Genomic DNA, 24,612 nt, shown 5'->3' with positions numbered 1-24,612 from the left:
GGATGACGCCCAGGAAGCGTCCCTTGATTTGGCCGATACCGCGCTTTTTTTCGGCCATGGTCCATGCTTCACTGGGTCGCACCCCTGAGCCATGGAGCAATCGCCATGCAGCCGCATCTTCTTGCCGAAACCCATGAAGTCACCAACCAGGTGCCGCCACTCGAAGGCGCCAACCTCTACCGGCTCGACGTGCCGTTGCAGGAATGGGTCCAGCGTTATCAGGGCGGCTGGGCCGAAGCGCGCCTGGACGCCTATGGCGCGCTCGCGGGCGGGCCGCTGATGATGGCGGGTTTTCTCGCCAACGAGAACAAGCCGCTGTTCCGCAGCCATGATCGCTACGGTCATCGCATCGATCAGGTGGATTTTCATCCGGCCTATCACCAGTTGATGCAGGCCGCCATCGAGCACGGCATTCCCTCGTTGCCCTGGACCGATCCTCGACCGGGCGCCCATGTGGCCCGCGCAGGTCTGATGTACCTGCACAACCAGGCTGAAGCGGGCAGCAGCTGTCCGCTCACCATGACCTTCGCCAGCGTCCCTGCCCTGAAGTTGCGGCCGGATATCGCCGCGAAGTGGCTGCCCAAGGTGCTGGCGACCGAATACGACCCGCGCAACGTGCCGGTCGGCGACAAGCGTGGCGCCACCATCGGCATGGCCATGACGGAAAAGCAGGGCGGCACCGATGTGCGCGCCAATACCACCCGGGCCTGGCCGGTCGGTGCCGGCGGGCCGGGCCAGCCGTACGAGCTGGTCGGGCACAAGTGGTTCTGCTCGGCGCCCATGTGCGATGCCTTCCTGACCCTGGCGCAGACCGACAAGGGGCTGTCCTGTTTCCTGCTGCCGCGCCATCGCCCGGACGGCACACGCAACGCCTTCTACATCCAGCGGTTGAAGAACAAGCTGGGCAACTGGGCCAACGCCTCCAGCGAGGTCGAATACCGTGGTGCGCTGGCCTGGCTGATCGGCGAGGAGGGGCGCGGTGTGGCGACCATCATCGAAATGGTCGCCATGACCCGCTTCGACTGCATGATCGGCTCCAGCTCGCTGATGCGTCAGGCATTGACCCAGGCCCTCCATCACTGCGCGCACCGCCAGGTCGGCGGGCGGGCGCTGATCGAGCAGCCGCTGATGCGGAACGTGCTGGCCGACCTGGCATTGGAAAGCGAAGCGGCGTTGGCGCTGACATTGCGCATGGGTCGTGCGCTGGATAATCCGGATGACGAGCAGGAAGCCGGATTCGCCCGCCTGGTCACGGCGGTCGGCAAGTACTGGATCTGCAAACGCGCGCCGAACATGATCGCCGAGGCGTCCGAGTGCCTGGGCGGCGCCGGTTATGTCGAGGAGACCATACTGCCGCGGCTGTACCGCGAGGCGCCGGTCAATTCCATCTGGGAGGGCTCGGGCAACGTGCAGTGCCTGGACGTGCTGCGTGCCCTGTCGAAGGAGCCCGGCGTGCTCGACGCGCTCTTCGCCGAGCTTGGCGATGGTCACGGTGATCCGCGCCTCGGAAGGCATATCGAGGGGCTCAAGGCCGCGTTCCGCGACACCGAAGACATTCAGTACCGCGCCCGCCAGCTCACCGAGGATGTGGCGGTCGCGTTGCAGGCCAAGCTGCTGCTCGAAGCGGGCAACGCCGCGGTGTCCGACGCCTTCATCGCCAGCCGGCTGGAAGGGCGCGGGCACGCCTACGGCACTTTGCCGCGCGGGTTGGATATCGGGACGGTGCTGGCCCGCAGTGCGCCTGCCAGGGTATGACCTTTTCAGGTCGCTGAAACGAAAAAGCCCCGAGCCGGTGAAGGCTCGGGGCTTCGGGGGCAGCCTTGCGGCTGACTCGTCGCGTTACAGCAGCATGGTGCGGATGTCCGCCAGCAGCTCCGACAGGCGCTTGGTGAAGCGCGCCGCCGCGGCGCCGTTGATCACGCGGTGATCGTAGGACAGCGACAGCGGCAGCATCAGCTTGGGCTGGAAGGCCTTGCCGTCCCATACCGGCTGCATGGTCGCCTTGCTGACACCCAGGATCGCCACTTCCGGTGCATTGACGATCGGCGTGAAGCCGGTGCCGCCAATATGACCGAGGCTGGAAATGGTGAAGCAGGCGCCCTGCATCTCGTCCGCCGACAGCTTCTTGTTGCGCGCCTTCTCGGCCAGTGCCGCCGCTTCGCCCGCCAGTTGCAGCAGGCTCTTCTGGTCGACGTTGCGGATGACCGGCACCATCAGGCCGTCCGGCGTGTCCACGGCGAAGCCGAGGTGCACGTATTTCTTGCGGATCAGCGCCTTGCCGCTCGGCGCCAGCGAACTGTTGAAGTCCGGCAGTTCCTTGAGCAGATGTGCGCAGGCCTTGAGCAGCAACGGCAGCACGGTCAGCTTCACCCCGGCCTTTTCCGCGGCGGCCTTCTGCGAAACGCGGAAGGCTTCCAGCTCGGTGATGTCAGCCGATTCGAACTGGGTCACGTGCGGCACGTTGAGCCAGCTGCGGTGCAGGTTGGCGGCGCCGACCTGCATCAGGCGGGTCATCGCCACTTCCTCGACTTCACCGAAGCGGCTGAAGTCGACGGTCGGAATCGGCGGGATGCCCGCGCCGCCCGCAGCGCCTTCTGCCGGCGCCTGCTTGGCCTTGCCCATCATGCTCTTGACGTACGCCTGGACGTCTTCCTTGAGAATCCGCCCCTTCGGGCCGGTGCCTGAAACGTCCGCGAGATCGACGCCGAACTCGCGTGCCGTCATGCGCACCGCCGGGCCCGCGTGGACCTTGCTGCCAGCCTTGCTGGGGCCGCTCACCGCCGGCGCAGGCGTCGCCGCCGCCTTGGCTTCCGGCACGCCCTGCTTGTTCGGTGCCACGGCCTGCTGTTGCGGTGCGGCTTCCTCGCGCTTGGCCTCGGGCTTCTTCGCCGGGGCGGCGCCCTTCACCTTCAGCGTCAGGATCAGATCGCCGGTCTTGGCTTCGTCACCGACCTTGATCGACAGGGATTCCACCACGCCGGCCTTGGGCGCCGGAATCTCCATGCTGGCCTTATCGGATTCGAGCGTGATCAGCGACTGGTCCGCCTCGACGCTGTCGCCGGCCTTCACCATGACTTCGATGACGTTGGCGGCGCCGCTGGAGCCGATGTCCGGGATACGGACCTCTTCCACGGATTCGCCGGCCGGCTCGGCTGCTGGCTCTTCGGATGCTTCCGATTGCTGCGCCTTGGGCTTTTCCGCCGGTGCGCTGGCTGCGCTCGCAGGCTTGCTGGGCGCCGCGCCCTTGAGGATCAGGATCAGATCACCGGTCCCAACTTCGTCGCCCACCTTGACCGAAATGCTCTCGACGACGCCTGCCGCCGGAGAGGGAATCTCCATGCTGGCCTTGTCGGACTCGAGCGTGATCAGCGCCTGCTCGGCGTCGATGGTGTCGCCGGGCTTGACCGATACCTCGATCACGCTGGCTTTGCCCGAGGAGCCGATGTCCGGCACCTTGATTTCCTGGGATTCGCCTTCACCAGCCGAAGCCGAAGGATTTTCGTCACCCGCCGGTGTCGAGGCTTCGGTCTCGTCGGCAGGGCCACCGCTGGCGGCGCCGGCAGGCTCGTCCGCTGAAGCTGCAGCTTCTTCACCACTTTCGACTTCCAGCTCCAGCAGCTCGTCGCCTTCCTTCAGCTTGTCGCCCATCTTGACCTTCAGGCTCTTCACCACGCCGGCCTTGGGCGCGGGAATTTCCATGCTGGCCTTGTCGGACTCGAGCGTCAGGATGCTCTGGTCGGCTTCGATACGGTCGCCGACCTTGACGAACAACTCGATTACTTCACCCTCACCGCTGCCGATGTCGGGTACGCGTATGGTTTCACTCACAATAGATTCTCCTGTGCGCACGCAGCATCAGCAATCCAGCGGATTGCGCTTCTCGGGGTCGATACCGAACTCGGTAATGGCCTCGGCCACGACCTTGCGTTCGATGGCGCCGCGATCGGCGAGTGCCTGCAGCGCGGCGACAGTCACCCAGCGGCGGTCGACTTCGAAGAAGTCGCGCAGCTTGGCGCGCGAGTCGCTGCGGCCGAAGCCGTCGGTGCCCAGCACCTGGTATTCGCGGGACGGAACCCACTGGCGAATCTGGTCGGCGAACAGCTTCATGTAGTCGGTGGAGGCGATCACCGGGCCTTCGCGGCCTTCCAGGCACTGCTGGACGTAGCTCTTGCGCGGCTCCTCGGTCGGGTGCAGGCGGTTCCAGCGATCGACCGCCAGGCCGTCGCGGCGCAGCTCGTTGAAGCTGGTCACGCTCCAGACGTCGGCGCCCACGCCCATCTTGGCGAGGATGTCCACCGCAGCGCGCACTTCGCGCAGGATGGTGCCGCTGCCCAGCAGCTGCACACGGTGCTTGAAGTCGCCCTTGGCTTCCTCGAGCAGGTACATGCCCTTGATGATGCCGTCCTCGACGCCCTGCGGCATGGCCGGCTGCTGGTAGTTCTCGTTCATCACGGTGATGTAGTAGTAGACGCTCTTCTGCTGCTCCATCATCTCGTGCATGCCGTGATGCATGATCACCGCCAGCTCGTAGCCGTAGGTGGGGTCATAGCTGCGGCAGTTGGGGATGGTGCTGGCGAGGATGTGGCTGTGGCCGTCCTCGTGCTGCAGGCCTTCGCCGTTCAGCGTGGTGCGTCCGGAGGTGCCGCCCAGCAGGAAGCCGCGGGTCTGGGCATCGCCCGCCGCCCAGGCCAGGTCGCCGATACGCTGGAAGCCGAACATCGAATAGAAGATGTAGACCGGCAGCATCGGCTGGTTGTAGTTGCTGTAGGCGGTACCGGCGGCCATGAACGAGGAGAAGGCGCCGGCTTCGTTCAGGCCTTCCTGCAGGATCTGACCGTTCTTCTCTTCGCGGTAGTACATCACCTGGTCGCGGTCGACCGGCTCGTACAGCTGCCCCACGGGGGAGTAGATGCCGAGCTGGCGGAACATGCCTTCCATACCGAAGGTACGGGCTTCGTCGGCAAGGATCGGCACGATGCGCTTGCCCAGATCCTTGTCCTTGATCAGTTGCGACAGGATGCGGCCGAACGCCATGGTGGTGGAGATTTCGCGATCGCCGGAGCCATCGAGCACGGCTTTCAGGGTTTCCAGCGGTGGCGTCGGAATGCTGAAGCTCTTGGCGCGGCGCTGCGGCAGATGACCACCGAGCTTTTCGCGGCACTTGCGCAGGTAGCGCATTTCCGCGCTGTCTTCGGCCGGGCGGTAGAACGGCAGTTCTTCGAGCTGCGAGTCGTTGACCGGAATGTCGAAGCGGTCGCGGAACATCTTCAGGCTGTCGATATCGACCTTCTTGGTGTTGTGGGCGATGTTCTTCGCCTCACCGGCACCGGTGCCGTAGCCCTTGATGGTCTTGGCCAGGATGACTGTCGGCTGGCCCTTGTGGTTGACCGCCTGGTGGTAGGCCGCATAGACCTTGTAGGGATCGTGGCCGCCGCGGTTGAGCTTCCAGACTTCCTCGTCGGACATCTTCTCGACGCGCTTGAGCAGCTCGGGATCGGCACCGAAGAAGTGCTTGCGCACGTAGGCGCCGTCCTTTGCCTTGTAGTTCTGGTACTCGCCGTCGATCGCCTCGTCCATGCGGCGCTGCATGCGGCCGTCTTCGTCAGCGGCGAACAGCGGATCCCACAGGCGGCCCCAGACCACCTTGTTGACGTTCCAGTTGGCGCCTTTAAACACGCCTTCCAGTTCCTGGATGATCTTGCCGTTGCCGCGCACCGGGCCGTCCAGACGCTGCAGGTTGCAGTTGATGACGAACACCAGGTTGTCGAGGTTCTCGCGACCGGCCAGGGAAATCGCGCCGAGGGTTTCCGGCTCGTCGCACTCGCCGTCGCCGATGAAGCACCAGACGCGCTGCTTGCCGGCAGGAATGAAACCGCGGTTTTCCAGGTACTTCATGAAGCGCGCCTGGTAGATCGCGGTGATCGGGCCCAGGCCCATGGAAACGGTGGGGAACTGCCAGAAGTCCGGCATCAGGTGCGGGTGCGGGTAGCTCGAGAGCCCGTGGCCATCGACTTCCTGGCGGAAGTTCAGCATCTGATCTTCGGTCAGGCGGCCTTCGAGGAAGGCGCGGGCGTAGATGCCGGGAGAGGCATGGCCCTGGTAGTAGATCAGGTCGCCGCCGTGTTCTTCGGTCGGGGCCTGGAAGAAATAGTTGAAGCCGATGTCGTACAGGGTCGCGCTGGAGGCGAAGGTGGAGATGTGTCCACCCAGGTCGGGGTCCTTCAGGTTCGCGCGCATCACCATCGCCAGGGCGTTCCAGCGGACCAGGGAGCGAATGCGACGCTCCATGAACAGGTCGCCGGGCATCTTCGCTTCGCGGGTGACGGGGATGGTGTTGCGGTAGGGCGTGGTGATGCCGTAGGGCAGGGGTGTGCCGCTACGGGTGGCCAGTTCACCCATCCGGGTCATCAGGTAGTGGGCGCGGTCTTCACCTTCGCGATCGAGTACTGACTCGAGGGCGTCCAGCCATTCCTGGGTTTCGACGGGATCGAGATCTTGCATGGCTTGCTCCAGGGCGGAAAGGCTTCCAGAATCGGTTGCCTGCTTCGCTACCGGCTTTGTGGGCCGGTGCGTATGTTCTTGGATGTTTTGTTACCGGGGGTAGGTCCGGGCTTCTGTAGTTTTACTACAAAACCGTTTCCGAATCAGCCCCGCCGAGTATTCTTTCGTAGTAAAACTACAGCGTCAGCGTCTGAATCAGACTGTCATTGCTCACGGCCAAGGCTCTGGACCGGGCGATATCGCTGTTGCGACAGCCGTTATCGGCGCTTGAGGAACTTATCATGAGTCTGCCATCGCTGGTTGCAATGCCGACGCCGCTTCTGCCTTTGGTCCGTCGTGCCGAAGAGATGTTCCTCAGCGCATTGCGCGATCTGTCGGAGCAGGCGCTCGAACGCTTCGACGCTTGGCCGGCCGAGCGCCGTGAAGCCTTTGGCCGGGTCTGCGCGGCCAGCAACTTCGTGATCGAACAGGTTAGCCGAGATCCGGAGATGTTGCTGGGGCTGGCCGAGGCGGGGCTGCTGGAGCGCTCGCTGAACCTCGGTGAGATGCGTTCGTTGCTGGACGGCGAACTGGCCGACTGCGACGACGAACCGCGGCTGCAGCGTACCCTGCGGCGTTTTCGCAACCGCCAGCAGGTGCGGATCATCTGGCGCGACCTGACACGCCAGGCGGGCCTCGCCGAAACCTGCGGCGATCTGTCCGATCTGGCTGATACCTGCGTCGACCTGGCCTACCAGTGGCTGTACGCGCGCCATTGCGAGCAGCATGGGGTGCCCATCGGTGCCCGGAGCGGCAAGCCGCAGCACATGGTGATCCTCGGCATGGGCAAGCTCGGTGGCCACGAGCTGAACCTGTCCTCGGATATCGACCTGATCTTCGGCTACCCGGAAAGCGGCGAAACCCAGGGCGAGAAGCGCTCGCTGGACAATCACCAATTCTTCCTGCGGCTCGGCCAGCGCCTGATCAAGGTGCTCGATGCGCCCACCGTCGACGGCTTCGTATTCCGCGTCGACATGCGCCTGCGTCCCTACGGCTCATCGGGCGCGCTGGTGCTCAGCTTCAATGCGCTGGAGCAGTACTACCAGACCCAGGGACGCGACTGGGAGCGCTACGCGATGATCAAGGCGCGGGTGATCGGCGGCGATCAGAAAGCCGGCCGGGAACTGCTCAACATGCTGCGACCCTTCGTCTATCGGCGTTATCTGGATTTCTCTGCGATAGAGGCGCTGCGCGGCATGAAGCAGCTGATCCAGCAGGAGGTCCGGCGCAAGGGCATGGCCGACAACATCAAGCTGGGTGCCGGCGGCATTCGTGAAGTGGAGTTCATCGGTCAGGCGTTCCAGCTGATCCATGGCGGGCGCGATCTGAGCTTGCAGTTGCGCTCGTTGGCGCAGCTGCTGACGACCCTGGACGGGCAGGGCTACCTGCCTTCGACAGTGGTCAAGGAATTGCGCGAGGGCTATGAATTCCTGCGCTACACCGAGCATGCGCTGCAGGCCATCGACGACCGGCAGACGCAGATGCTTCCCGACAACCCGATCGATCGCGTGCGGGTCGCCTTCATGCTGGGTTTCGACAGTTGGGACGAGTTCCATGCGCGGCTGCTGTTTTGGCGCGAGCGGATCGACTGGCATTTTCGCCAGGTGATCGCCGATCCCGACGAGGACGAACTGAGCGAGGGTGAAGAGCTGGTCGGCGGTGAGTGGCTGCCGTTGTGGGAACAGGACTGGGACGAGGAATTCGCCTGCCGACAGCTGACCGAAGCGGGATTCCGCGACGGCCACGCGGCATGTCGTGGGCTGGCGGCGCTGCGCAGCGCGAGCCAGGTGCGGACCATGCAGCGGCTCGGCCGCGAGCGGCTGGATGCCTTCGTGCCGCGCCTGCTGGCGCAGGCGGTGGAGCAGGAAGATCCCGATCTGGCGCTGGAGCGGGTGCTGCCATTGATCGAGGCGGTGGCACGGCGCTCGGCCTACCTGGTGCTGCTGACCGAGAATCCCGGTGCCCTGCAGCGGTTGCTGGAGCTCTGCGCCGCCAGCCCCTGGATCGCCGAGCAGATCGCGCGCTTCCCACTGTTGCTCGACGAACTGCTCAACGCCGGCCGCCTGTTCAAGCCGCCGCAGGCGCCGGAGCTGGCGGCCGAGCTCAACGAGCGGCTGGCGCGCATTCCCGAGGACGATCTGGAGCAGCAGATGGAGGCGCTGCGCCATTTCAAGCTGGCGCACCGGCTGCGGGTGGCGGCGTCGGAAATCGCCGGCACACTGCCGCTGATGAAGGTCAGCGATTACCTCACCTGGCTGGCCGAGGCGATTCTCAAGGAAGTCCTGGCACTGGCCTGGCGGCATACGGTCGCCCGCCACGGCCAGCCGAAACGCAGCGATGGCTCGCCGTGCGACCCGGCGTTCATCATCCTCGGCTACGGCAAGGTCGGCGGCATCGAGCTGGGCCACGGGTCCGACCTGGACCTGGTGTTCATCCACGATGGCGACTCCAATGCCGAGACCGACGGCGCCAAGCCGATCGATGGCGCGCAGTTCTTCACCCGCCTCGGTCAGCGCATCATCCATCTGCTCACCACCCAGACCACTTCGGGGCAGCTCTACGAAGTGGACATGCGCCTTCGGCCCTCGGGCGCATCGGGTTTGCTGGTCAGTTCGCTGAGTGCCTTCGAACGCTACCAGGCACAGGAAGCCTGGACCTGGGAGCACCAGGCGCTGGTGCGCGCGCGAGTGCTGGTGGGCTGCCCGCAATTGACGGAGGATTTCGAGCGCGTGCGTGCCGAGGTGCTCGGTCGGCAGCGCGATGTGGAGGCGCTGCGCCAGGAGGTCAGCGAGATGCGCGCGAAGATGCGCGACAACCTCGGCACGCGCATTACCCAAGCGGGCATGGCCGACAAGGCGTTCGAGGCGGAGGTGGACTTCAATCTCAAGCACGACGCCGGTGGTATCGTGGATATCGAATTTATGGTGCAATACGCGGCTCTGGCGTGGTCGCACCAGCATCCACAACTGCTGCGCTATACCGATAACATCCGCATTCTCGATGGGTTGGAGCAGGCCGGGTTGATGACCGGCGATGAGGTTCGGCTGCTGCAGGACGCCTACAAGGCCTACCGTGCCGCGGCCCACCGGCAATCACTGCAAAAATTGCCTGAAGTGGTGAGCGGGGACCGATTTCATGACGAGCGTCGCGCGGTCATGCGCATCTGGCGTGAGCTTGGGCTCCGCTGAGGCTCGTCGGTAACCCAACGTAATTGAATTTCGAGGTGGCAACAAATGTCGATGGCCGATCGTGAGGGCGTGATCTGGTATGACGGCGAACTGGTCGAATGGCGCAACGCGACCACTCATGTGCTGACCCACAGCCTGCACTACGGCATGGGCGTGTTCGAGGGCGTGCGCGCCTACAACACCCCGCAGGGTACGGCGATCTTCCGCCTGCAGGCGCACACCGACCGCCTGTTCGATTCCGCCCACATCATGGGCATGAAGATTCCTTTCACCAAGGAACAGATCAACGAGGCGACCCGCGCGGCAGTGCGCGAAAACAATCTCGAAACGGCTTACGTGCGTCCGCTGGTGTTCTACGGATCGGAAGGCATGGGCATCCGCGCCGACAACCTGAAGGTGCACGTCGTCGTCGCTGCCTGGCACTGGGGTGCCTACATGGGCGACGAAGCGCTGGAGAAAGGCATCAAGATCCGCACCAGCTCCTTCACCCGGCATCACGTCAACATCACCATGACCCGCGCCAAGTCCAGCGGCAGCTATGTCAACTCGATGCTGGCGCTGCAGGAAGCGGTGTCCGCCGGTGCCGACGAGGCGCTGCTGCTCGATCCGGAAGGCTACGTGGCCGAAGGCTCCGGCGAGAACATCTTCATCATCAAGGACGGCGTGATCTACACCCCGGAAGTCACCGCCTGCCTGAACGGCATCACCCGCGGCACCGTGCTGACCCTGGCGCGCGAGCTGGGTATCGAGATCGTCGAGAAGCGCATCACCCGCGACGAGGTCTACATCGCCGACGAGGCCTTCTTCACCGGCACCGCTGCCGAGGTCACGCCGATTCGCGAGCTCGACGGTCGTCAGATCGGCATCGGCCGCCGCGGCCCGGTCACCGAGAAGCTGCAGAAGGCCTACTTCGACCTGGTCACCGGCAAGACCGATGCGCACGCCGAATGGCGGACGTTGGTCAGATAAGCCAGCGGTTGGAAGCCGAGGGCCGGCGGTGAAACGCTCTCCGGCACCTGCTTCCAGCTTCACGCTTATGGCTTTCAGCTTATGAACATACTGATCGTAGGTCCCAGTTGGGTTGGCGACATGGTGATGGCGCAGACGCTGTTCGTCTGCTTGAAACAGCGCCATCCCGACTGCCAGATCGACGTGCTGGCGCCCGAGTGGAGCCGGCCGATTCTCGAACGCATGCCCGAGGTGCGCCAGGCCCTGAGTTTCCCGCTTGGCCACGGCGTGCTGGACCTGGCGACCCGGCGCACCGTCGCGCAGGGCCTGCGTGGTCAGTACGACCAGGCGATCCTGCTGCCCAACTCTTTGAAGTCCGCTCTGGTGCCGTTCTTCGCCGGCATTCCCAAGCGTACCGGCTGGCGCGGCGAGATGCGCTTCGGCCTGCTCAACGACATGCGCAAGCTCGACAAACAGCGCTACCCACTGATGATCGAGCGCTTCATGGCGCTGGCGTTCGAGGCGGATGCCGAGCTGCCCAAACCCTATCCGCAGCCGCGCCTGCAGATCGACGAAGCCAGCCGCGTGGCGGCGCTCGCCAAGTTCGGCCTGGAGCTGGATCGCCCGGTGCTGGCGCTGTGTCCAGGCGCCGAATTCGGTGAAGCCAAGCGCTGGCCCTCCGGCCATTACGCCGCCGTGGCCGAGGCGAAGATTCGTGCTGGCTGGCAGGTGTGGCTGTTCGGCTCGAAGAAGGATCATCCGGTGGGCGAGGCGATCCGCGGCGAGCTGATCCCCGGCCTGCAGGAGGAGGCGACCAACCTGTGCGGCGAAACCAGCCTGGCCGAGGCCATCGATCTGATGTCCTGTGCCAGCGCGGTGGTTTCCAACGACTCCGGTCTGATGCACGTGGCTGCTGCGCTCAACCGTCCGCTGGTGGCGGTGTATGGTTCGACGTCGCCGCAGTTCACGCCACCGTTGGCTGAGCAGGTGGAAATCGTCCGCCTGGGGCTCGAATGCAGTCCCTGTTTCGACCGTACCTGCCGTTTCGGCCACTACAATTGCCTGCGCGACCTGCATCCGCAGCCGGTGCTGGATGCGCTGCAACGCCTGGCCGGCGACCCGCTGGCCGACCCGCTGCCGCTGGAGCACTGAGTGCGCGTTCTGCTGATCAAGACCTCGTCGCTGGGCGACGTCGTGCATACCTTGCCGGCATTGACCGATGCGCAACGGGCGATTCCCGGCATCCAGTTCGACTGGGTGGTCGAGGAAGGTTTCGCCGAGATTCCCGCCTGGCATCCGGCGGTGGCTCAGGTGATTCCGGTGGCTATCCGCCGCTGGCGCAAGAACCTCTGGCAGACACTGCGCTCCGGCGAATGGCGGCGCTTCAAGGCGCGTCTGCGGGAAACCCGTTACGACCTGGTGATCGATGCCCAGGGCCTGCTGAAAAGCGCTTGGCTGACCCGCTACGTCAAGGCGCCGGTGGCCGGCCTGGACCGCGACTCGGCACGCGAGCCGTTGGCCTCGCGCTTCTATGACCGGCGCTACGCCGTGCCGCGCGACCAGCATGCGCTGGAGCGGGTGCGCCAACTTTTCGCCCAGGCACTGGGCTACGAATTACCGCAGGGCATCGGCGATTACGGCCTGGATCGCACCCAGCTGGCCACGCCGGGCGAGGAACCCTATCTGCTGTTCCTGCATGGGACCACATGGCCGAGCAAGCACTGGCCGGAAGCCTATTGGCGCGAGCTGGCCGAGCGCATGAGCGCCTTCGGCTGGGCGATTCGCCTGCCGTGGGGCAATGCCGAGGAAAAGGCCCGCGCCGAACGCATCGCCGAGGGCATCGCCGGTGCCTCGGTATTGCCCCGGCTGAATCTCGGCGGCGTGGCCAAGGTGGTCGCCGGTGCCCGTGCCTGCGTGGCGGTGGACACCGGGCTCGGGCATCTGGCTGCCGCACTGGATGTGCCGAGCATTTCGCTTTACGGTCCGACCCTGCCGGGCCGCGTAGGCGCCTACGGTCGCTCGCAGGTGCATCTGTGCGCCAGCGGCCCGGATGCCGGCAAGGGCGACCGCGTCAAACCCTGCTTCGACGACCTGCTGCCCGAGCGCGTCGCCAGCGAACTCAAGGCCCTGTTGCGGTCAGCGGAGACGAACTGATGCAATTGGCCTTTATCCTCTACAAATACTTTCCCTTTGGCGGGCTGCAGCGCGATTTCATGCGCATCGCCCTGGAGTGCCAGCGCCGCGGCCACGGCATCCGTGTCTACGCGATGATCTGGGAAGGCGAGGTGCCGGACGGCTTCGAGGTACTGATCGCACCGGTCAAGGCGCTGTTCAACCACACCCGCAACGAGCGCTTCACCGCCTGGGTCGAGCGTGACCTTGCCGCGCGCCCGGTGGATCGTGTGGTGGGTTTCAACAAGATGCCCGGGCTGGATGTCTACTACGCCGCCGATCCCTGCTTCGAGGACAAGGCGCAAACCCTGCGTAATCCGATCTATCGCCGCTGGGGGCGCTACAAGCACTTCGCCGAGTACGAGCGCGCGGTGTTTGCCCCCGACTCGAAGACTGACGTCTTGATGATTTCCGAAGTGCAGCAGCCGCTGTTCGTCAAGCATTACGGTACGCCGGCCGCACGCTTTCACCTGCTGCCACCGGGCATCGCCCAGGACCGCCGTGCACCGGCCAATGCGGCTGAGGTCCGCGCAGAGTTTCGCGAGGAATTCGAGCTGGGCGCTGATGAGCTGTTGCTGGTGCAGATCGGCTCGGGCTTCAAGACCAAGGGTGTCGACCGCAGCCTCAAGGCACTCGCCGCACTGCCGCGCGAGCTGAAGAAGCGCACCCGGCTGTACGTCATCGGCCAGGACGATCCCAAGCCCTTCCAGCTGCAGGCCAAGGCGCTGGGGGTGTCGGGCCAGGTGGAGTTTCTCAAGGGTCGCAGCGACATTCCGCGCTTCCTGCTCGGCGCCGACCTGTTGATTCACCCGGCCTACAACGAAAACACCGGCACCGTGCTGCTGGAGGCGCTGGTGTCTGGCCTGCCGGCGCTGGTCACCGATGTCTGTGGTTACGCCCACTACATCGAGGATGCCGACGCCGGACGCGTGGTGCCGAGCCCGTTCGAGCAGTCCACGCTGGACAGCATGCTGGCGCAGGTGCTCGCCGACGATGAACAGCGCGCCATCTGGCGCCGTAATGGCCTGATCTATGCCGATAGCGCCGATCTCTATTCGATGCCGCTGAAGGCTGCGGATGTAATTCTGGCGGGGCGCCCATGAATGCTTTTGTAGGAGCCAGCTTGCTGGCGATCCTGACTGCACAAGAGCATCGCCAGCAAACGGGCTCCTACAGGGAGGCCGCATGCGCCTGATTCTCGCTGAGCCCTTTAAAACCCTCTGGCGCGACAAGGACGCCTTCGTCGAAGTCGAGCACCTGGAAGGGCAGGTCTACCGCGAGCTGGAAGGCCGTCGCACCCTGCGTACCGAGGTCGACGGTCGCGGCTACTTCGTCAAGATTCACCGCGGCATCGGCTGGGGTGAGATCGCCAAGAATCTGCTCACCGCCAAGGCTCCTGTGCTCGGCGCCGGCCAGGAGTGGCGCGCCATCCAGCGCCTGCACGAGGTCGGCGTGCCGACCATGACTGCCGTCGCCTACGGTGAGCGCGGCAGCAACCCAGCGACGCAGCACTCGTTCATCATCACCGAAGAGCTGGCGCCGACCATCAGCCTGGAAGACTTCGCGGCCAACTGGCTCGAGCAGCCACCCGCGCCGACACTCAAACGCGCCCTCATCGCCGAAGTTGCGCAGATGGCTGGCACCATGCACCGTGCCGGGGTCAATCATCGGGACTTCTACATCTGTCACTTCCTGCTGCACACCGACAAGGCAGTGACCGCCGACGATTTCCGCCTGTCGCTGATCGACCTGCACCGCGCCCAGACCCGTGCCGCCACGCCACGCCGCTGGCGCAACAAGGATCTGGCCGGACTGTATTTCTCTGCGTTGAATATCGGCCTGACCCGCCGCGACAAACTGCGTTTCCTGCGCGGGTACTTCCAGCGGTCGTTGCGGGAGATTCTCGCAGATGAGGCAGCGTTGTTGAGTTGGCTGGAGAGCAAGGCCGAGCGTTTGCAGATTCGTTATGAGCGTAGATACGCCCCGGGAGCACAAGAGTGAGCGCCTGGACGGTCGTCATGGGAACGAGCGCAGAAGCGGCCGAGGCCTTTGCCGATCTGGACTCGGTATTCGCGCTCGAGGGTGAGCCGATCGCACGCGACCCGCTGTCGGAAGTGATTCGTGTCGAACTCGGTGGTTTACGCTATTACGTCAAACGCTACTGGGCTGCAGGAAAGGGATTGCGCCGCTACTTGGGTCGTCCCAGGGTCAAGGCCGAATGGCAGAATCTCAAACATTTCGAGCGCTGGGGGATACCCGTGGCGCCTCTGGTGGCATGGGGCTTGGAGCGTCGTGCTGGAGCATTTTCGCGTGGAGCGCTGATCACGCTGGAAGTGCCCAGAACCATGGACATGGCCGCGATCGCCACCCATGCGGATCCGCGACTGGCTGACCGCCACTGGGTCGAGCACATCAGCCGACAGGTGGCTCAGGCGACACGTACGCTGCACGATCACCGCTTTGCCCACAACGATCTGAAGTGGCGGAACCTGCTGGTCAACGATACTGGCGAACTTTTCCTGATCGATTGTCCGTCCGGTGATTTCTGGCGCGGGCCCTTTCTGCGTCGCAGAATCATCAAGGACCTGGCGTGCCTGGACAAGGTGGCCAAATACCGCCTGAGTCGCACCCAGCGGCTGCGCTTCTTTCTGCAGTACCAGCAGCGTACGCGCTTGGTGCCGGGTGATCGCGCCTTTATCGATCAGGTGCTCAAGTATTTCGAGGGACGCGAATGAGTGAGCATTTTTCCGCGAGTGACAGGGCGCTCCTGCAGGCGCATGGATTGGATAGCTTCGATGCGCTCTGGGCGCTACAGCTCGATTCGGTGGATGCGCCGAACAACGCGCGCGGTGGTTGGAGCAGCGTTTTCCGCCTGGAACTGGGCGAGACGGCCTATTACCTCAAGCGCCAGAGCAATTACCTGACCCATACCCTGCACCGCCCGTTCGGCGAGCCGACGTTCGCCTGCGAGTTCCGCAATATCCGGCGGTACCAGCGCCTGGGAATTCCCACTCTGCAGGCGGCATACTTCGGCGAGCGCCGCATTGCTGGCGAGCGCCGCGCCATTCTGCTCACTCGCGCGCTGGATGACTGGCGGGATCTGCACGGCTGGCTGGACGACTGGCGCGAGCTGGATGCTCCGACGCGCGAGGCGCTGCTGCTAGCCTGCGCCGAGCTTGCACGAACCCTGCACCAGGCCGGCCAACGCCATGGCTGCTTCTATCCCAAGCATATCTTTCTGCGTCCGGCCGGCGAGCGGTTCGAGGCGTGCCTCATCGATCTGGAGAAGACCCGTCCTCTGCTGCTTGGACGACGTGATCGAACTCTCGACCTCGAGGCGCTGATCCGGCGTGCGGCGATCTGGAGCGAAGGCGAGGTGCGGCAATTGATCGAGAGCTATCTCGCGCCAGATGCCGGTGAGTCGGTTGTCGATATCTGGTTGGATAAAATCGCCGGGCGCCGACAGCGCAAGGCAGTACGCGCATGAAACTGACAGAACTCGCTCAGGCCGGCCGCTCCCCGGTAATACCGCTGATGCTGGCATTGCCCGCTGGTGAACTGAAGGTGCAGCAGTGGCTGCGTGTACTGCCGGGGCAGCGCTATGTCGGAAAGGCGCTCTGGCAAGGCCGCGAGGTACTGGCCAAGTTGCTGGTAGGAAGCAAGGCCGAGCGGCATTTCGAGCGTGAGCGGCGCGGTGCCCGATTGCTTGCGGAACAGGGCATGACTACGCCAGCACTACTTGCCGAAGGTTTGGCGGAGGGGCAGGGTGGTTGGCTGTTGTTCGACTACCTGGCCGGAGCCGAAAGTCTGGAGCAGGCGTGGCGCGAGGTGGCGCGGCAACCCATGCTGTCCGATGCGCAGCAGGGCGTGCTGGGCGAGGCGCTTGGCGCCATTGCACAGTTGCATGCCAAGGGGCTTTGGCAGAGCGACCTGCATCTGGAGAATCTGCTGCGGCATGAGGGAAAACTGCATCTCATCGACGGCGGTGGCGTACAGGCGCAGACACCGGGTCAACCGCTCGAGCGTGACAAGGTGCTGGCGAACCTCGGCGTGTTCTTCGCTCAGTTGCCTGCCAGCCTGGAGCCTCATATCGAGGAATTGCTCGTGCATTACCTGTTGGTCAATGGCGAGCATGCGCTTCCCCTGGAGGCCTTGCTACGGGAGATTGCCAGCGTGCGACGCTGGCGGCTGCGAGACTACCTCGGCAAGCTTGGGCGTGATTGTTCCTTGTTCAGCGCAAGCCGCCGCTTAAGCCAGCTGCGTGTCGTGCGCCGCGAGGAAGAGTCGGCCCTGCAGGAGCTGCTGGTTGCACCTGATGTGGCTGTCGAAACGGGGCGAGCGCTGAAGCTGGGCGGTAGTTCGACAGTAGCGCTAATCGAGCAGGGTGGCCGGCGACTGGTGATCAAACGCTACAACATCAAGGGCGTTGGACACTGGCTACGTCGCTGCTGGCGTCCGAGTCGCGCCTGGCACAGCTGGGTCGAAGGCAATCGCCTGATGTTTCTCGATATCGCCACGCCCCGACCGCTGGCAGTGCTGGAGTTGCGTTGGCTGGGGCTACGCCGACGCAGTTATCTCGTTACCGAGTACGGCGCGGGTGAGGATATCGCTACCCGTTTCCAGCCATATCTCTCCAGTCCACCGCCTGAAGCCGAGTTGTTGGCACTTGATCAGCTGTTTGCCGCATTGCTGCGTGAACGAATCAGCCATGGCGACATGAAGGGCACCAACCTTTTGTGGGAGCAGGGCTGCTGGGCGCTCATCGACCTCGATGCGGTTCAGCAGCACGGTAGCGATGCCAGTTTCGCCCGTGCCTACGCCAAGGATCGTGCAAGATTCCTGCGAAACTGGCCGACCGACTCGGCGCTTCATCGCCTGCTTGAAGAGCGTCTGCCACGACTCTGACCTTTCTGAACCCGTGTGCCGTTCGTAGCCTGCGCGAAGTTTCGCGCTTTGTCGTGTACTTCCTCGGCAGCCGTGTCGGTATAATTCCGCTCTTTGTCAGTGATCGCGTACCGCGATCGTGTCCGATATTCCGTGATAGCCTTGCGCTATTACCTGTTCCAGAGGCCTTCCTGTGGCATTGACGATTCTCGGCCTTTCCGGCGCCCTCAGTCATGATCCTTCCGCCGCTCTGTACATCGACGGCAAACTGATCGCAGCCGTCGAAGAAGAGCGTTTCGTGCGCGACAAGCATGCCAAGAATCGCATGCCCTACGAGTCGGCCAAGTTCTGCCTGGAGCAGGCCGGCATCAAGCCGTCCGACGTCGACGTGGTGGCGATTCCCTTCGCGCCCATCAGCATCTTCGAGAAGGCCCGCTGGCACTACGCCAAGCGCTACTGGTACGCGCCGGATCGCGCGCTGGATGCCATTCTCATGGGCAACCGTCGCTACCATCGCTACAAGAAGCGCATCCAGTGGTGCCTGCAGCAGCTCGGCTTCGACCTGAAGAAGGTCAAGCTGCAGCCGGTCGAGCATCATCTGGCCCACGCCTCCAGTGCCTACCATTGCTCCGGTTTCACCGAGAAGACCGCCATCCTCGGTATCGACGGCAAGGGCGAATACGCCACTACCTTCTTCGGCTGGGGCGAGAACGGCAAGATCCACAAGATCAAGGAATTCTACGACCCGGATTCGCTGGGCGGCCTGTACGGTGCGATCACCGAATACCTCGGCTTCGAGATGCTCGACGGTGAGTTCAAGGTCATGGGCATGGCGCCCTATGGCGACGCGGCCAAATACGATTTCTCCCGTCTGGCCAAATTCGAGAACGGCGAGCTGACCATCAACACCGACTACGCCAACGTCATCGGTTTCCGTCGCTACAAGGAAAACGGCAAGGGTTACTACTTCTCGCCCAAGCTGATCGACTGGCTCGGGCCCAAGCGCGAAGGCGATATCGCCGACGACCCGTACATCCATTACGCCGCCGCCATGCAGGCGCTGTTCGAGAAGCTGGCGCTGGAGATGATGGACTACTATCTGGGCGACATCATCAAGCAGACCGGCAAGATCGCTTTCGCCGGCGGCTGCGCGCTGAACGTCAAGCTCAACCAGAAAATCATCGCCCGGCCCGAGGTGAAGGAGCTGTTCGTTCAGCCCGCTTCCGGCGACGCCGGTACCGCGGTGGGTGCCGCCGCCTACGTCTCCCACCAGCGCGGCGTGTCGGTGGAAAAGATGGAACACGTCTACCTCGGCCCGTCCTACAGCAACGAGGACGTCATTGCTGCCTGCGCCCGCCACCCCAACAAGCCGGTGTGGCAGAAGATCGACGACGTCCCCGAGCGCATCGCCAAAATCATGGTCGATGGCAACCCGGTCGCCTGGTTCCAGGGGCGTATGGAATTCGGTCCGCGCGCCCTCGGCGGCCGCTCCATCATTGGCTGCCCCAGCGTGCCGGGTGTGGCCGACCGTATCAACGAGCAGATCAAGTTCCGCGAGCGCTGGAGACCCTTCTGCCCCTCGATGCTCGATACCGTCGCGTCGCAGATGCTCAAGGTCGACCATCCCAGCCCCTTCATGACTTTCACCTTCGAGGTCAATGAAGGCTGGAAGGAGCGTGTCGGCGAAGTCGTCCACGAAGATGGCACCTCCCGCGCCCAGGTGCTCAAGCGCGAATACAACCCGCGCTGGTACGACCTGATGCTGGAGCTGGAAAAGCTCACCGGCAACGGCGTCTCGCTCAATACCTCCCTCAACCGCCGCGGTGAGCCGATGATCTGCTCGCCGACTGATGCGTTGAATATGTTCTATGGGTCGGATCTGCAGTATCTGATCATGGAAGATATCCTCGTGGTGAAGGAAGAGAAGAGCGGGTATGACGTCCTCTGAAACGCTGATCAGCGTCGTCATCCCGACTTATAACTATGCGCTGACTCTGCCACGTGCAGTGGAGTCTGTGTTGGCGCAACTGGATGAAGCCGTCGCAGAACTGATCGTGATCGATGATGGTTCGAGCGATAACACGCCGCAGGTAATCGAAACGCTTTTGGCCAGTCAGCCTGGGCGGTTCCGAGCGCTGCGCAAGGAGAATGGTGGGTCGGCATCGGTGCGGAATAGAGGCATCCGCGAAGCCAGGGGGACGTATCTGGTTTTTCTCGACGCCGATGACGAGATGGCTCCCGGGGCGCTGGAAGCGCTGGTGCAGCACATCGAGCGGCACCCCGAGACGCGTATGGTCATCGGTGGTCACGATGCGATCTTGAGCAATGGCAAGTGTCGCTCCTATACCCCTCCCACTCTGCCGGAATCACGCCTGGACAGGCTGCGTGGTTACCTGCTGGACAAGCGGTTCGCGTTGTCCAACGGAGCCTGCGCCATGCATTGCGAGGTGTTTTCGCGCGGTGGCTATCCCGAGCAATTCCGTAGTGCAGAAGATATCCCGGTATTCAGTCAGGTGCTGGCCAATTATCCGTGCACAGTGCTGGCGCAGCCCCTGGCTGTGATTCACAAACATGACGACAGCCTTCGACATCAGTTCAGTCATGCCAAAGCCGGAGGATTGGCATTGGTTGATGAGGTCTTTTCACCGCAACGGTTGGACGAGGAATTTCAAATATTGAAAAAGGAATTTGCCGTGCAGCGATGCCTGTCGTTGTTTCGCAGCGCTTATTTGGCGGGTGATGCTGGCGCCGCCAAGGAGTACTTTCGTACGGCGTTACGGCATGACCGCCGTGTACTGTTGAATGTTTCCTATGCGCGCAAGGCGCTGCGGTTGTGGCTGGGCAGTTAGCAATGACTCGTAAGATCAAAGTTTTACAGCTGCAGAATCGCTATAACGTCAATGCTTCGGATCTCGCCGAACAGGTAATTCAAGGGTTACCGACGCAAACCTACGAGGTGACCACCGTATTTCTGCGTGGCCGACCAAAACCTGGCGAGCCTGAAAGCCGGGCGGCACGCTCGGTGTATTTCGACTTGAGCAGCGCTTCGACCAAGGGGCTGCGTCTCAAAGCACTTTGGCTGCTGTACAGGCATTGTCGTGCTCAGGGCTACGATGCGGTCATTGCACATCGTTTCAAGCCTATCAATATGATGATGCTGCTGAATCTCGTTCTGCGCATACCAGCCTGTGTCGGGGTCTTGCATGGCCTTGGCGAGTATGATCGCCCTTATCGCCGCTGGGAAAGTCGCGCCTTGATCAGTAAGGCTTGGCGAATGGTGGGAGTTTCCCGCGCTGTTTGCGATGACTTGATCAACAGCGGTGCGGGCTTCAAACCGTATAACGTTCGGCAGATCAACAACGCTATCGATATTTCTCGCGCCGAACGCTTGCAACATCCCAAGCCGCAAGCACGGCAGTTGCTGGGCTTACCCGAGGATGCGTTTGTGATCGGTACCATCGGACGCTTGGTTCCGGCCAAAGGGCATGTCCAGTTGCTGGAGGCGTTCAGCGAGATAAAGGATGATTATCCTCAAGCGCTACTGGCCATTATTGGCGAGGGACGCTTACGCCAGGAAATGGAGGCGATAATCCAGGCTCGCCAGTTGGGCGGGCGGGTACGTTTGCTGGGGGCAAAGGACGATGCCCTGCAATATGTCAGAGCCTATGATGTTTTCGTGATGTCTTCTGTCAGTGAAGGCTTGCCTCTGGCACTGCTTGAGGGGATGAGTGCCCGCTTGCCGGTTGTCGGCTCGGATATCGACAGCATGCGACCAATTCTGGAGGACAGTGGTGGGCGTACTTATCCTGCTGGCCAGCCGATGTTATTGGCGGAGCGGTTGCGGGAGATTGTTTTGCTGACACCCCAGGAGCGCGCAAAAGAGGGGCAGCGAACATACGAGTATCTTTGTCGGGCGCATGCTATTGAGGATTTTCGCAAGCAGTACCGAGATCTGCTCGAAGAAATGCTGAGTAATGGAAAGCGGAACCATGAGTGATCTCGATTTCCCACTCGTAACGGTGATTATCGCCTCGTACAACCACGGGCCTTACATCGAAGAGAGCATTCTGAGCGTTCTGCAGCAGACATATCCAAATATTGAGCTGTTGGTCGTGGACGATGGTTCGAAGGATGACAGCGTCGAGCGAATTCAGCGCTTGCAGGAGAGATACGAGTTTGATTTTCGTACTCAGCCCAATCAAGGCCTTGCCCGAACGCTGAATGATTGCATTGCTAGAGCTCAAGGAAATCTGATCGCGCCACTTGGCTCGGATGATGTGATGTTGCCGGGGCGTATCGCCACTCAGGTGGCTTATATCCAGGACAAGCCAGAGGTAGGGATCTGCGCGGGAAACATCCAAACGATCGATGCCCAAGGCAATATCATTCAAAGGCGCTGCCGAGTCAGAGAGTTTCGTCGGTTGGACTTCAATGCGATGTTCAACGCAACGGATGTCGGGCCTCCTGCTCCGACATTACTATTTCGGCGCGAAGCGCTGGAAGCGGTAGGGGGCTTTGATCCGGAGATACGTCTGGAGGATTTGCAGGTCGAGCTGAAAATTACCCATGCAGGCTTCTTTATCGATGTATTGAGCGACGTCTTGGCGAAATACCGAGTTCATGGTGCCAATACATACAAGAATCGGCGCTTCATGGTGGAACAGGTGATGGCAACCTACGCCTGTTTCCGAGATCATCCTGACTACCCGAATGCTTGTGCCAAGTTTCTGAATTCCATGCTGCTCAAGTGTGCTAATGACGATAAGGTGTTAGCGCGGGAATTGCTGCGGAAATTACCGCCACGCTACTGGGATATGAAAACGCTACGTGGACTAGGGCGTTTGTTTCTCAATTGAGTGGGGCGGGTCCGCGCAAGCGGAAAGTGGGGCCAATCGTCAAAGCAGAATATGGTGGAATTGCTCTAATTCCGCTCTGAAAAAAAAGGCTCAAAAAGCGGTTTCAAGCAGCGCTCGGCGCTGCTCTTCCGAACTGCCATGACGCTCACGAGGCACTATGACTGATGGTGCGTAGTCGCTGCTCCAACTTTCGGGCGGCTGGTTGGCCGCATCGATCGGCATAGCCTGAAGCCAGAGCGGAAATATGTTGCACTGTCAGCCAATGGCTATCCTCGCTATAACGCAGCATGTGCGTGAGGTTGCGGCGACGCTTCCAAGGAGAAAGTGCGTGCTGAGCGATCGTCATGTCGGCAACATCGATCAGGGCCAGTCTTCCGTTCGGCTGCATCAGCACATTGCCCAGGTGAAGCGAGCGAAAGTAAACGCCTAATTGATGGAGCTGGCCGAGAAAGGTGCCAAATTGGCGAATATCCTCTTCGCGCTCCTCATCTCCCAAGCTTCGCCAACGATTGCGCAACGTATCACCAGGAAGTGGTCGATAAATTATGCCGTCCAGTTTGGCTGCGGGTACCCGGACGAAGCAATCAATTAGAGGGGCCGCCACGCCAAGCGATTGCAGCTGTTTGGCGTTGTCGGCGAAGCGGCGCGACGGGGGAGACCAAAGTGCTGAAGAGACCATGCGCTTGCGTCGAAACAGCTTCAGGTAATTGCCATCCGCCAGCTCTGCGACCTTCACTCCGTGACCATCTTCTTCAATGATACGGGCAGTTTGTAGCAGCTCATTGAGCTGGCTTCTGCTCAAGGTTCTGCTCCGTGGAGCTTCTTGCCGCAAGCTTATGGAAATTGCAGTGATCAATGAGAGAGGTATCCAGATGAGAAACCAGTTTTCATTAGGACGGGAAAGAAAGTTGCTTCCTTCGGTAAGTCCCGCAGCCAGGCCATAAACCACCAAGGCTGAAGCCAGCTGGAGACTGGCATGATGCTGTTGGGAAAGACAGCGGAAGAATGCTAGCAGGTACATCAATAGCCAAAGAGCAAGTCCTACTATTCCCAGCTCCAGAAGTACTGCTAACTGAACGTTGTGCGGATCCGTCAGAGTAAATCCGAGTTCGGCTATATCGAAGCCGAACTCCGCACCATAGCCATGGCCGATCCAAAAATGATCGGAGGCCTGCCGTATGGCATCGCTCCATAATTCAGGGCGGAAGGAAAGCCCTCTCTGGAGCAGTATTTCCGGCATCAGCACAATACCTGCAATCACGGTGATGATTACTGCTGCCACCAGATACAGCGCACGCCGTCCGGCCAGCGCTACCATCCAGAAACTCGTCAAGGCCATCGCCATCAGAGGAGTACGCGAGCCGGTTGCCAGCACGGCCGCCAGTAGCGGAATCGTGAAAATGATTGAAAGCCAGGATGGGCAGTCGCGATCCGTTAACCAAACCGCCACCCAGTAGGTACAGAAGAAACCAAACACATGGGAAGAGAGAAGAGGGTTGGACAAGGCGCCTGTGCCGATCATGCGGTCTTGCTCTGGCCCGCTCAGGAACATGGCTAGGCCGACCAAGGCTGCAAGCGAGGCCAGCATCGCAGCAAAGCGTAGTGCCTTAAGGAGGTGGTCTTGATTCTTCAGCGCTATGATCGCGCAGGCTGCGAACATCATGAATACGTAAATCGGGCGCTTCGCGAGCCCGCTTGGATCGTCTTCGCTGCTAGTCCACGAGAGGCTCAGTAACAGCCAGGCTGCCAGAGCCAGAAAAGCCAGTATGACTGGCTCGCGAAGCACAATCAGCCAGTAGCGTGGGCGGACGATGAGAGCTATTAGCGCGGGTGCCGCCATCAATCCATAGTAGAGCTTGGTATACGAGCTGGTATCGTCCAGCCAGAACAATCCAGTCAGAAGTGCAACGTAACCAACGATTAGCCAGCGGCGAGCGATGAACTCGTCTAGAGAGTGTGCAGAAGGAAGTAATCTCGTCACAGTGAAAGTCATTCGGCTATTGCTACGGAGCCGGCATGGTAAA

The 24,612-nt window shown here is 62.1% G+C and carries 17 protein-coding genes; 14 read left to right on the top strand and 3 right to left on the bottom strand.

Features of this window, described 5'->3' with window-relative positions; genetic code table 11:
- Positions 1-105: 105 nt before the first annotated feature.
- Positions 106-1,755 carry an acyl-CoA dehydrogenase family protein gene (locus EA795_RS03095; RefSeq protein WP_122075518.1) on the top strand — a complete coding sequence of 550 codons (1,650 nt, stop codon included), beginning with the start codon at positions 106-108 and terminating at the stop codon, positions 1,753-1,755.
- A gap of 84 nt (positions 1,756-1,839) precedes the next feature.
- Here the strand turns inward: EA795_RS03095 and aceF are convergent, their stop codons facing one another.
- The gene (aceF, locus tag EA795_RS03090) at positions 1,840-3,828 is read right to left on the bottom strand and encodes a dihydrolipoyllysine-residue acetyltransferase (protein ID WP_122075516.1); all 1,989 of its coding nucleotides are present in this window, start codon (positions 3,826-3,828) and stop codon (positions 1,840-1,842) included.
- A 27-nt stretch (positions 3,829-3,855) separates the two neighbouring features.
- Positions 3,856-6,501, bottom strand: a complete 2,646-nt coding sequence (gene aceE, locus EA795_RS03085; RefSeq protein ID WP_065985680.1) for a pyruvate dehydrogenase (acetyl-transferring), homodimeric type — start codon at positions 6,499-6,501, stop codon at positions 3,856-3,858.
- 281 nt (positions 6,502-6,782) lie between these two features.
- Between aceE and glnE the strand changes: the two genes are divergently transcribed.
- From glnE to EA795_RS03020, 13 genes are all read left to right on the top strand, one after another.
- A complete protein-coding gene (gene glnE / locus EA795_RS03080) occupies positions 6,783-9,728 on the top strand; it encodes a bifunctional [glutamate--ammonia ligase]-adenylyl-L-tyrosine phosphorylase/[glutamate--ammonia-ligase] adenylyltransferase (RefSeq protein WP_014851322.1) in 2,946 nt (981 codons plus the stop codon).
- Between the two features lie 45 nt (positions 9,729-9,773).
- The gene (locus EA795_RS03075) at positions 9,774-10,697 is read left to right on the top strand and encodes a branched-chain amino acid transaminase (RefSeq protein ID WP_122075514.1); all 924 of its coding nucleotides are present in this window, start codon (positions 9,774-9,776) and stop codon (positions 10,695-10,697) included.
- Between the two features lie 81 nt (positions 10,698-10,778).
- Positions 10,779-11,828, top strand: a complete 1,050-nt coding sequence (gene waaF, locus EA795_RS03070; protein ID WP_014851324.1) for a lipopolysaccharide heptosyltransferase II — start codon at positions 10,779-10,781, stop codon at positions 11,826-11,828.
- Positions 11,829-12,830, top strand: coding sequence for a lipopolysaccharide heptosyltransferase I (waaC, locus tag EA795_RS03065; RefSeq protein ID WP_122075512.1), 1,002 nt, complete (start codon positions 11,829-11,831; stop codon positions 12,828-12,830).
- Complete coding sequence (locus EA795_RS03060) at positions 12,830-13,951, top strand: glycosyltransferase family 4 protein (protein ID WP_122075511.1); 1,122 nt, start codon at positions 12,830-12,832, stop codon at positions 13,949-13,951. The genes waaC and EA795_RS03060 overlap by 1 nt, the downstream gene beginning before the upstream one ends.
- A gap of 82 nt (positions 13,952-14,033) precedes the next feature.
- The gene (rfaP, locus tag EA795_RS03055) at positions 14,034-14,849 is read left to right on the top strand and encodes a lipopolysaccharide core heptose(I) kinase RfaP (RefSeq protein WP_122075509.1); all 816 of its coding nucleotides are present in this window, start codon (positions 14,034-14,036) and stop codon (positions 14,847-14,849) included.
- Between the two features lie 17 nt (positions 14,850-14,866).
- A complete protein-coding gene (locus EA795_RS03050; protein ID WP_219851904.1) occupies positions 14,867-15,583 on the top strand; it encodes a lipopolysaccharide kinase InaA family protein in 717 nt (238 codons plus the stop codon).
- Positions 15,580-16,335, top strand: coding sequence for a lipopolysaccharide kinase InaA family protein (locus tag EA795_RS03045; protein ID WP_122075507.1), 756 nt, complete (start codon positions 15,580-15,582; stop codon positions 16,333-16,335). The genes EA795_RS03050 and EA795_RS03045 overlap by 4 nt, the downstream gene beginning before the upstream one ends.
- Positions 16,332-17,753 carry a BUD32 family EKC/KEOPS complex subunit gene (locus EA795_RS03040; protein WP_122075505.1) on the top strand — a complete coding sequence of 474 codons (1,422 nt, stop codon included), beginning with the start codon at positions 16,332-16,334 and terminating at the stop codon, positions 17,751-17,753. The genes EA795_RS03045 and EA795_RS03040 overlap by 4 nt, the downstream gene beginning before the upstream one ends.
- 172 nt (positions 17,754-17,925) lie before the next feature.
- Positions 17,926-19,680, top strand: a complete 1,755-nt coding sequence (locus EA795_RS03035) for a carbamoyltransferase family protein (RefSeq protein WP_122075502.1) — start codon at positions 17,926-17,928, stop codon at positions 19,678-19,680.
- Positions 19,667-20,581, top strand: a complete 915-nt coding sequence (locus EA795_RS03030) for a glycosyltransferase family 2 protein (RefSeq protein ID WP_122075499.1) — start codon at positions 19,667-19,669, stop codon at positions 20,579-20,581. The genes EA795_RS03035 and EA795_RS03030 overlap by 14 nt, the downstream gene beginning before the upstream one ends.
- Positions 20,582-20,583: 2 nt before the next feature.
- On the top strand, positions 20,584-21,729 hold the full coding sequence (locus EA795_RS03025; protein WP_043942489.1) for a glycosyltransferase: 1,146 nt from the start codon (positions 20,584-20,586) through the stop codon (positions 21,727-21,729).
- Positions 21,722-22,588 (top strand): glycosyltransferase, encoded by an 867-nt coding sequence (locus EA795_RS03020; RefSeq protein WP_014851334.1) that lies wholly within the window; start codon positions 21,722-21,724, stop codon positions 22,586-22,588. Before EA795_RS03025 ends, EA795_RS03020 begins: the two co-directional genes overlap by 8 nt.
- A gap of 145 nt (positions 22,589-22,733) precedes the next feature.
- Here EA795_RS03020 and EA795_RS03015 read toward each other — a convergent pair whose 3' ends face one another.
- Positions 22,734-24,581 (bottom strand): O-antigen ligase family protein, encoded by a 1,848-nt coding sequence (locus EA795_RS03015; RefSeq protein ID WP_122075497.1) that lies wholly within the window; start codon positions 24,579-24,581, stop codon positions 22,734-22,736.
- Between the last annotated feature and the right edge of the window lie 31 nt (positions 24,582-24,612).

Origin of the sequence: Stutzerimonas nitrititolerans, from assembly GCF_003696285.1 — a bacterium.
GTDB lineage: Bacteria > Pseudomonadota > Gammaproteobacteria > Pseudomonadales > Pseudomonadaceae > Stutzerimonas > Stutzerimonas nitrititolerans.
This window is presented reverse-complemented; position numbering and strand designations above follow the sequence as displayed.

Bases quoted from the DNA above. Each gene is read 5' to 3' on its own strand.
- EA795_RS03050 (WP_219851904.1), top strand. From the start codon at position 14,867: ATGGGAACGAGCGCAGAAGCGGCCGAGGCCTTTGCCGATCTGGACTCG.
- glnE (WP_014851322.1), top strand. From the start codon at position 6,783: ATGAGTCTGCCATCGCTGGTTGCAATGCCGACGCCGCTTCTGCCTTTG.
- EA795_RS03030 (WP_122075499.1), top strand. From the start codon at position 19,667: ATGACGTCCTCTGAAACGCTGATCAGCGTCGTCATCCCGACTTATAAC.
- EA795_RS03015 (WP_122075497.1), bottom strand. From the start codon at position 24,581: ATGACTTTCACTGTGACGAGATTACTTCCTTCTGCACACTCTCTAGAC.
- EA795_RS03040 (WP_122075505.1), top strand. From the start codon at position 16,332: ATGAAACTGACAGAACTCGCTCAGGCCGGCCGCTCCCCGGTAATACCG.
- EA795_RS03020 (WP_014851334.1), top strand. From the start codon at position 21,722: ATGAGTGATCTCGATTTCCCACTCGTAACGGTGATTATCGCCTCGTAC.
- waaF (WP_014851324.1), top strand. From the start codon at position 10,779: ATGAACATACTGATCGTAGGTCCCAGTTGGGTTGGCGACATGGTGATG.
- aceE (WP_065985680.1), bottom strand. From the start codon at position 6,501: ATGCAAGATCTCGATCCCGTCGAAACCCAGGAATGGCTGGACGCCCTC.
- EA795_RS03045 (WP_122075507.1), top strand. From the start codon at position 15,580: ATGAGTGAGCATTTTTCCGCGAGTGACAGGGCGCTCCTGCAGGCGCAT.
- rfaP (WP_122075509.1), top strand. From the start codon at position 14,034: ATGCGCCTGATTCTCGCTGAGCCCTTTAAAACCCTCTGGCGCGACAAG.
- EA795_RS03025 (WP_043942489.1), top strand. From the start codon at position 20,584: ATGACTCGTAAGATCAAAGTTTTACAGCTGCAGAATCGCTATAACGTC.
- EA795_RS03075 (WP_122075514.1), top strand. From the start codon at position 9,774: ATGTCGATGGCCGATCGTGAGGGCGTGATCTGGTATGACGGCGAACTG.
- EA795_RS03060 (WP_122075511.1), top strand. From the start codon at position 12,830: ATGCAATTGGCCTTTATCCTCTACAAATACTTTCCCTTTGGCGGGCTG.
- EA795_RS03095 (WP_122075518.1), top strand. From the start codon at position 106: ATGCAGCCGCATCTTCTTGCCGAAACCCATGAAGTCACCAACCAGGTG.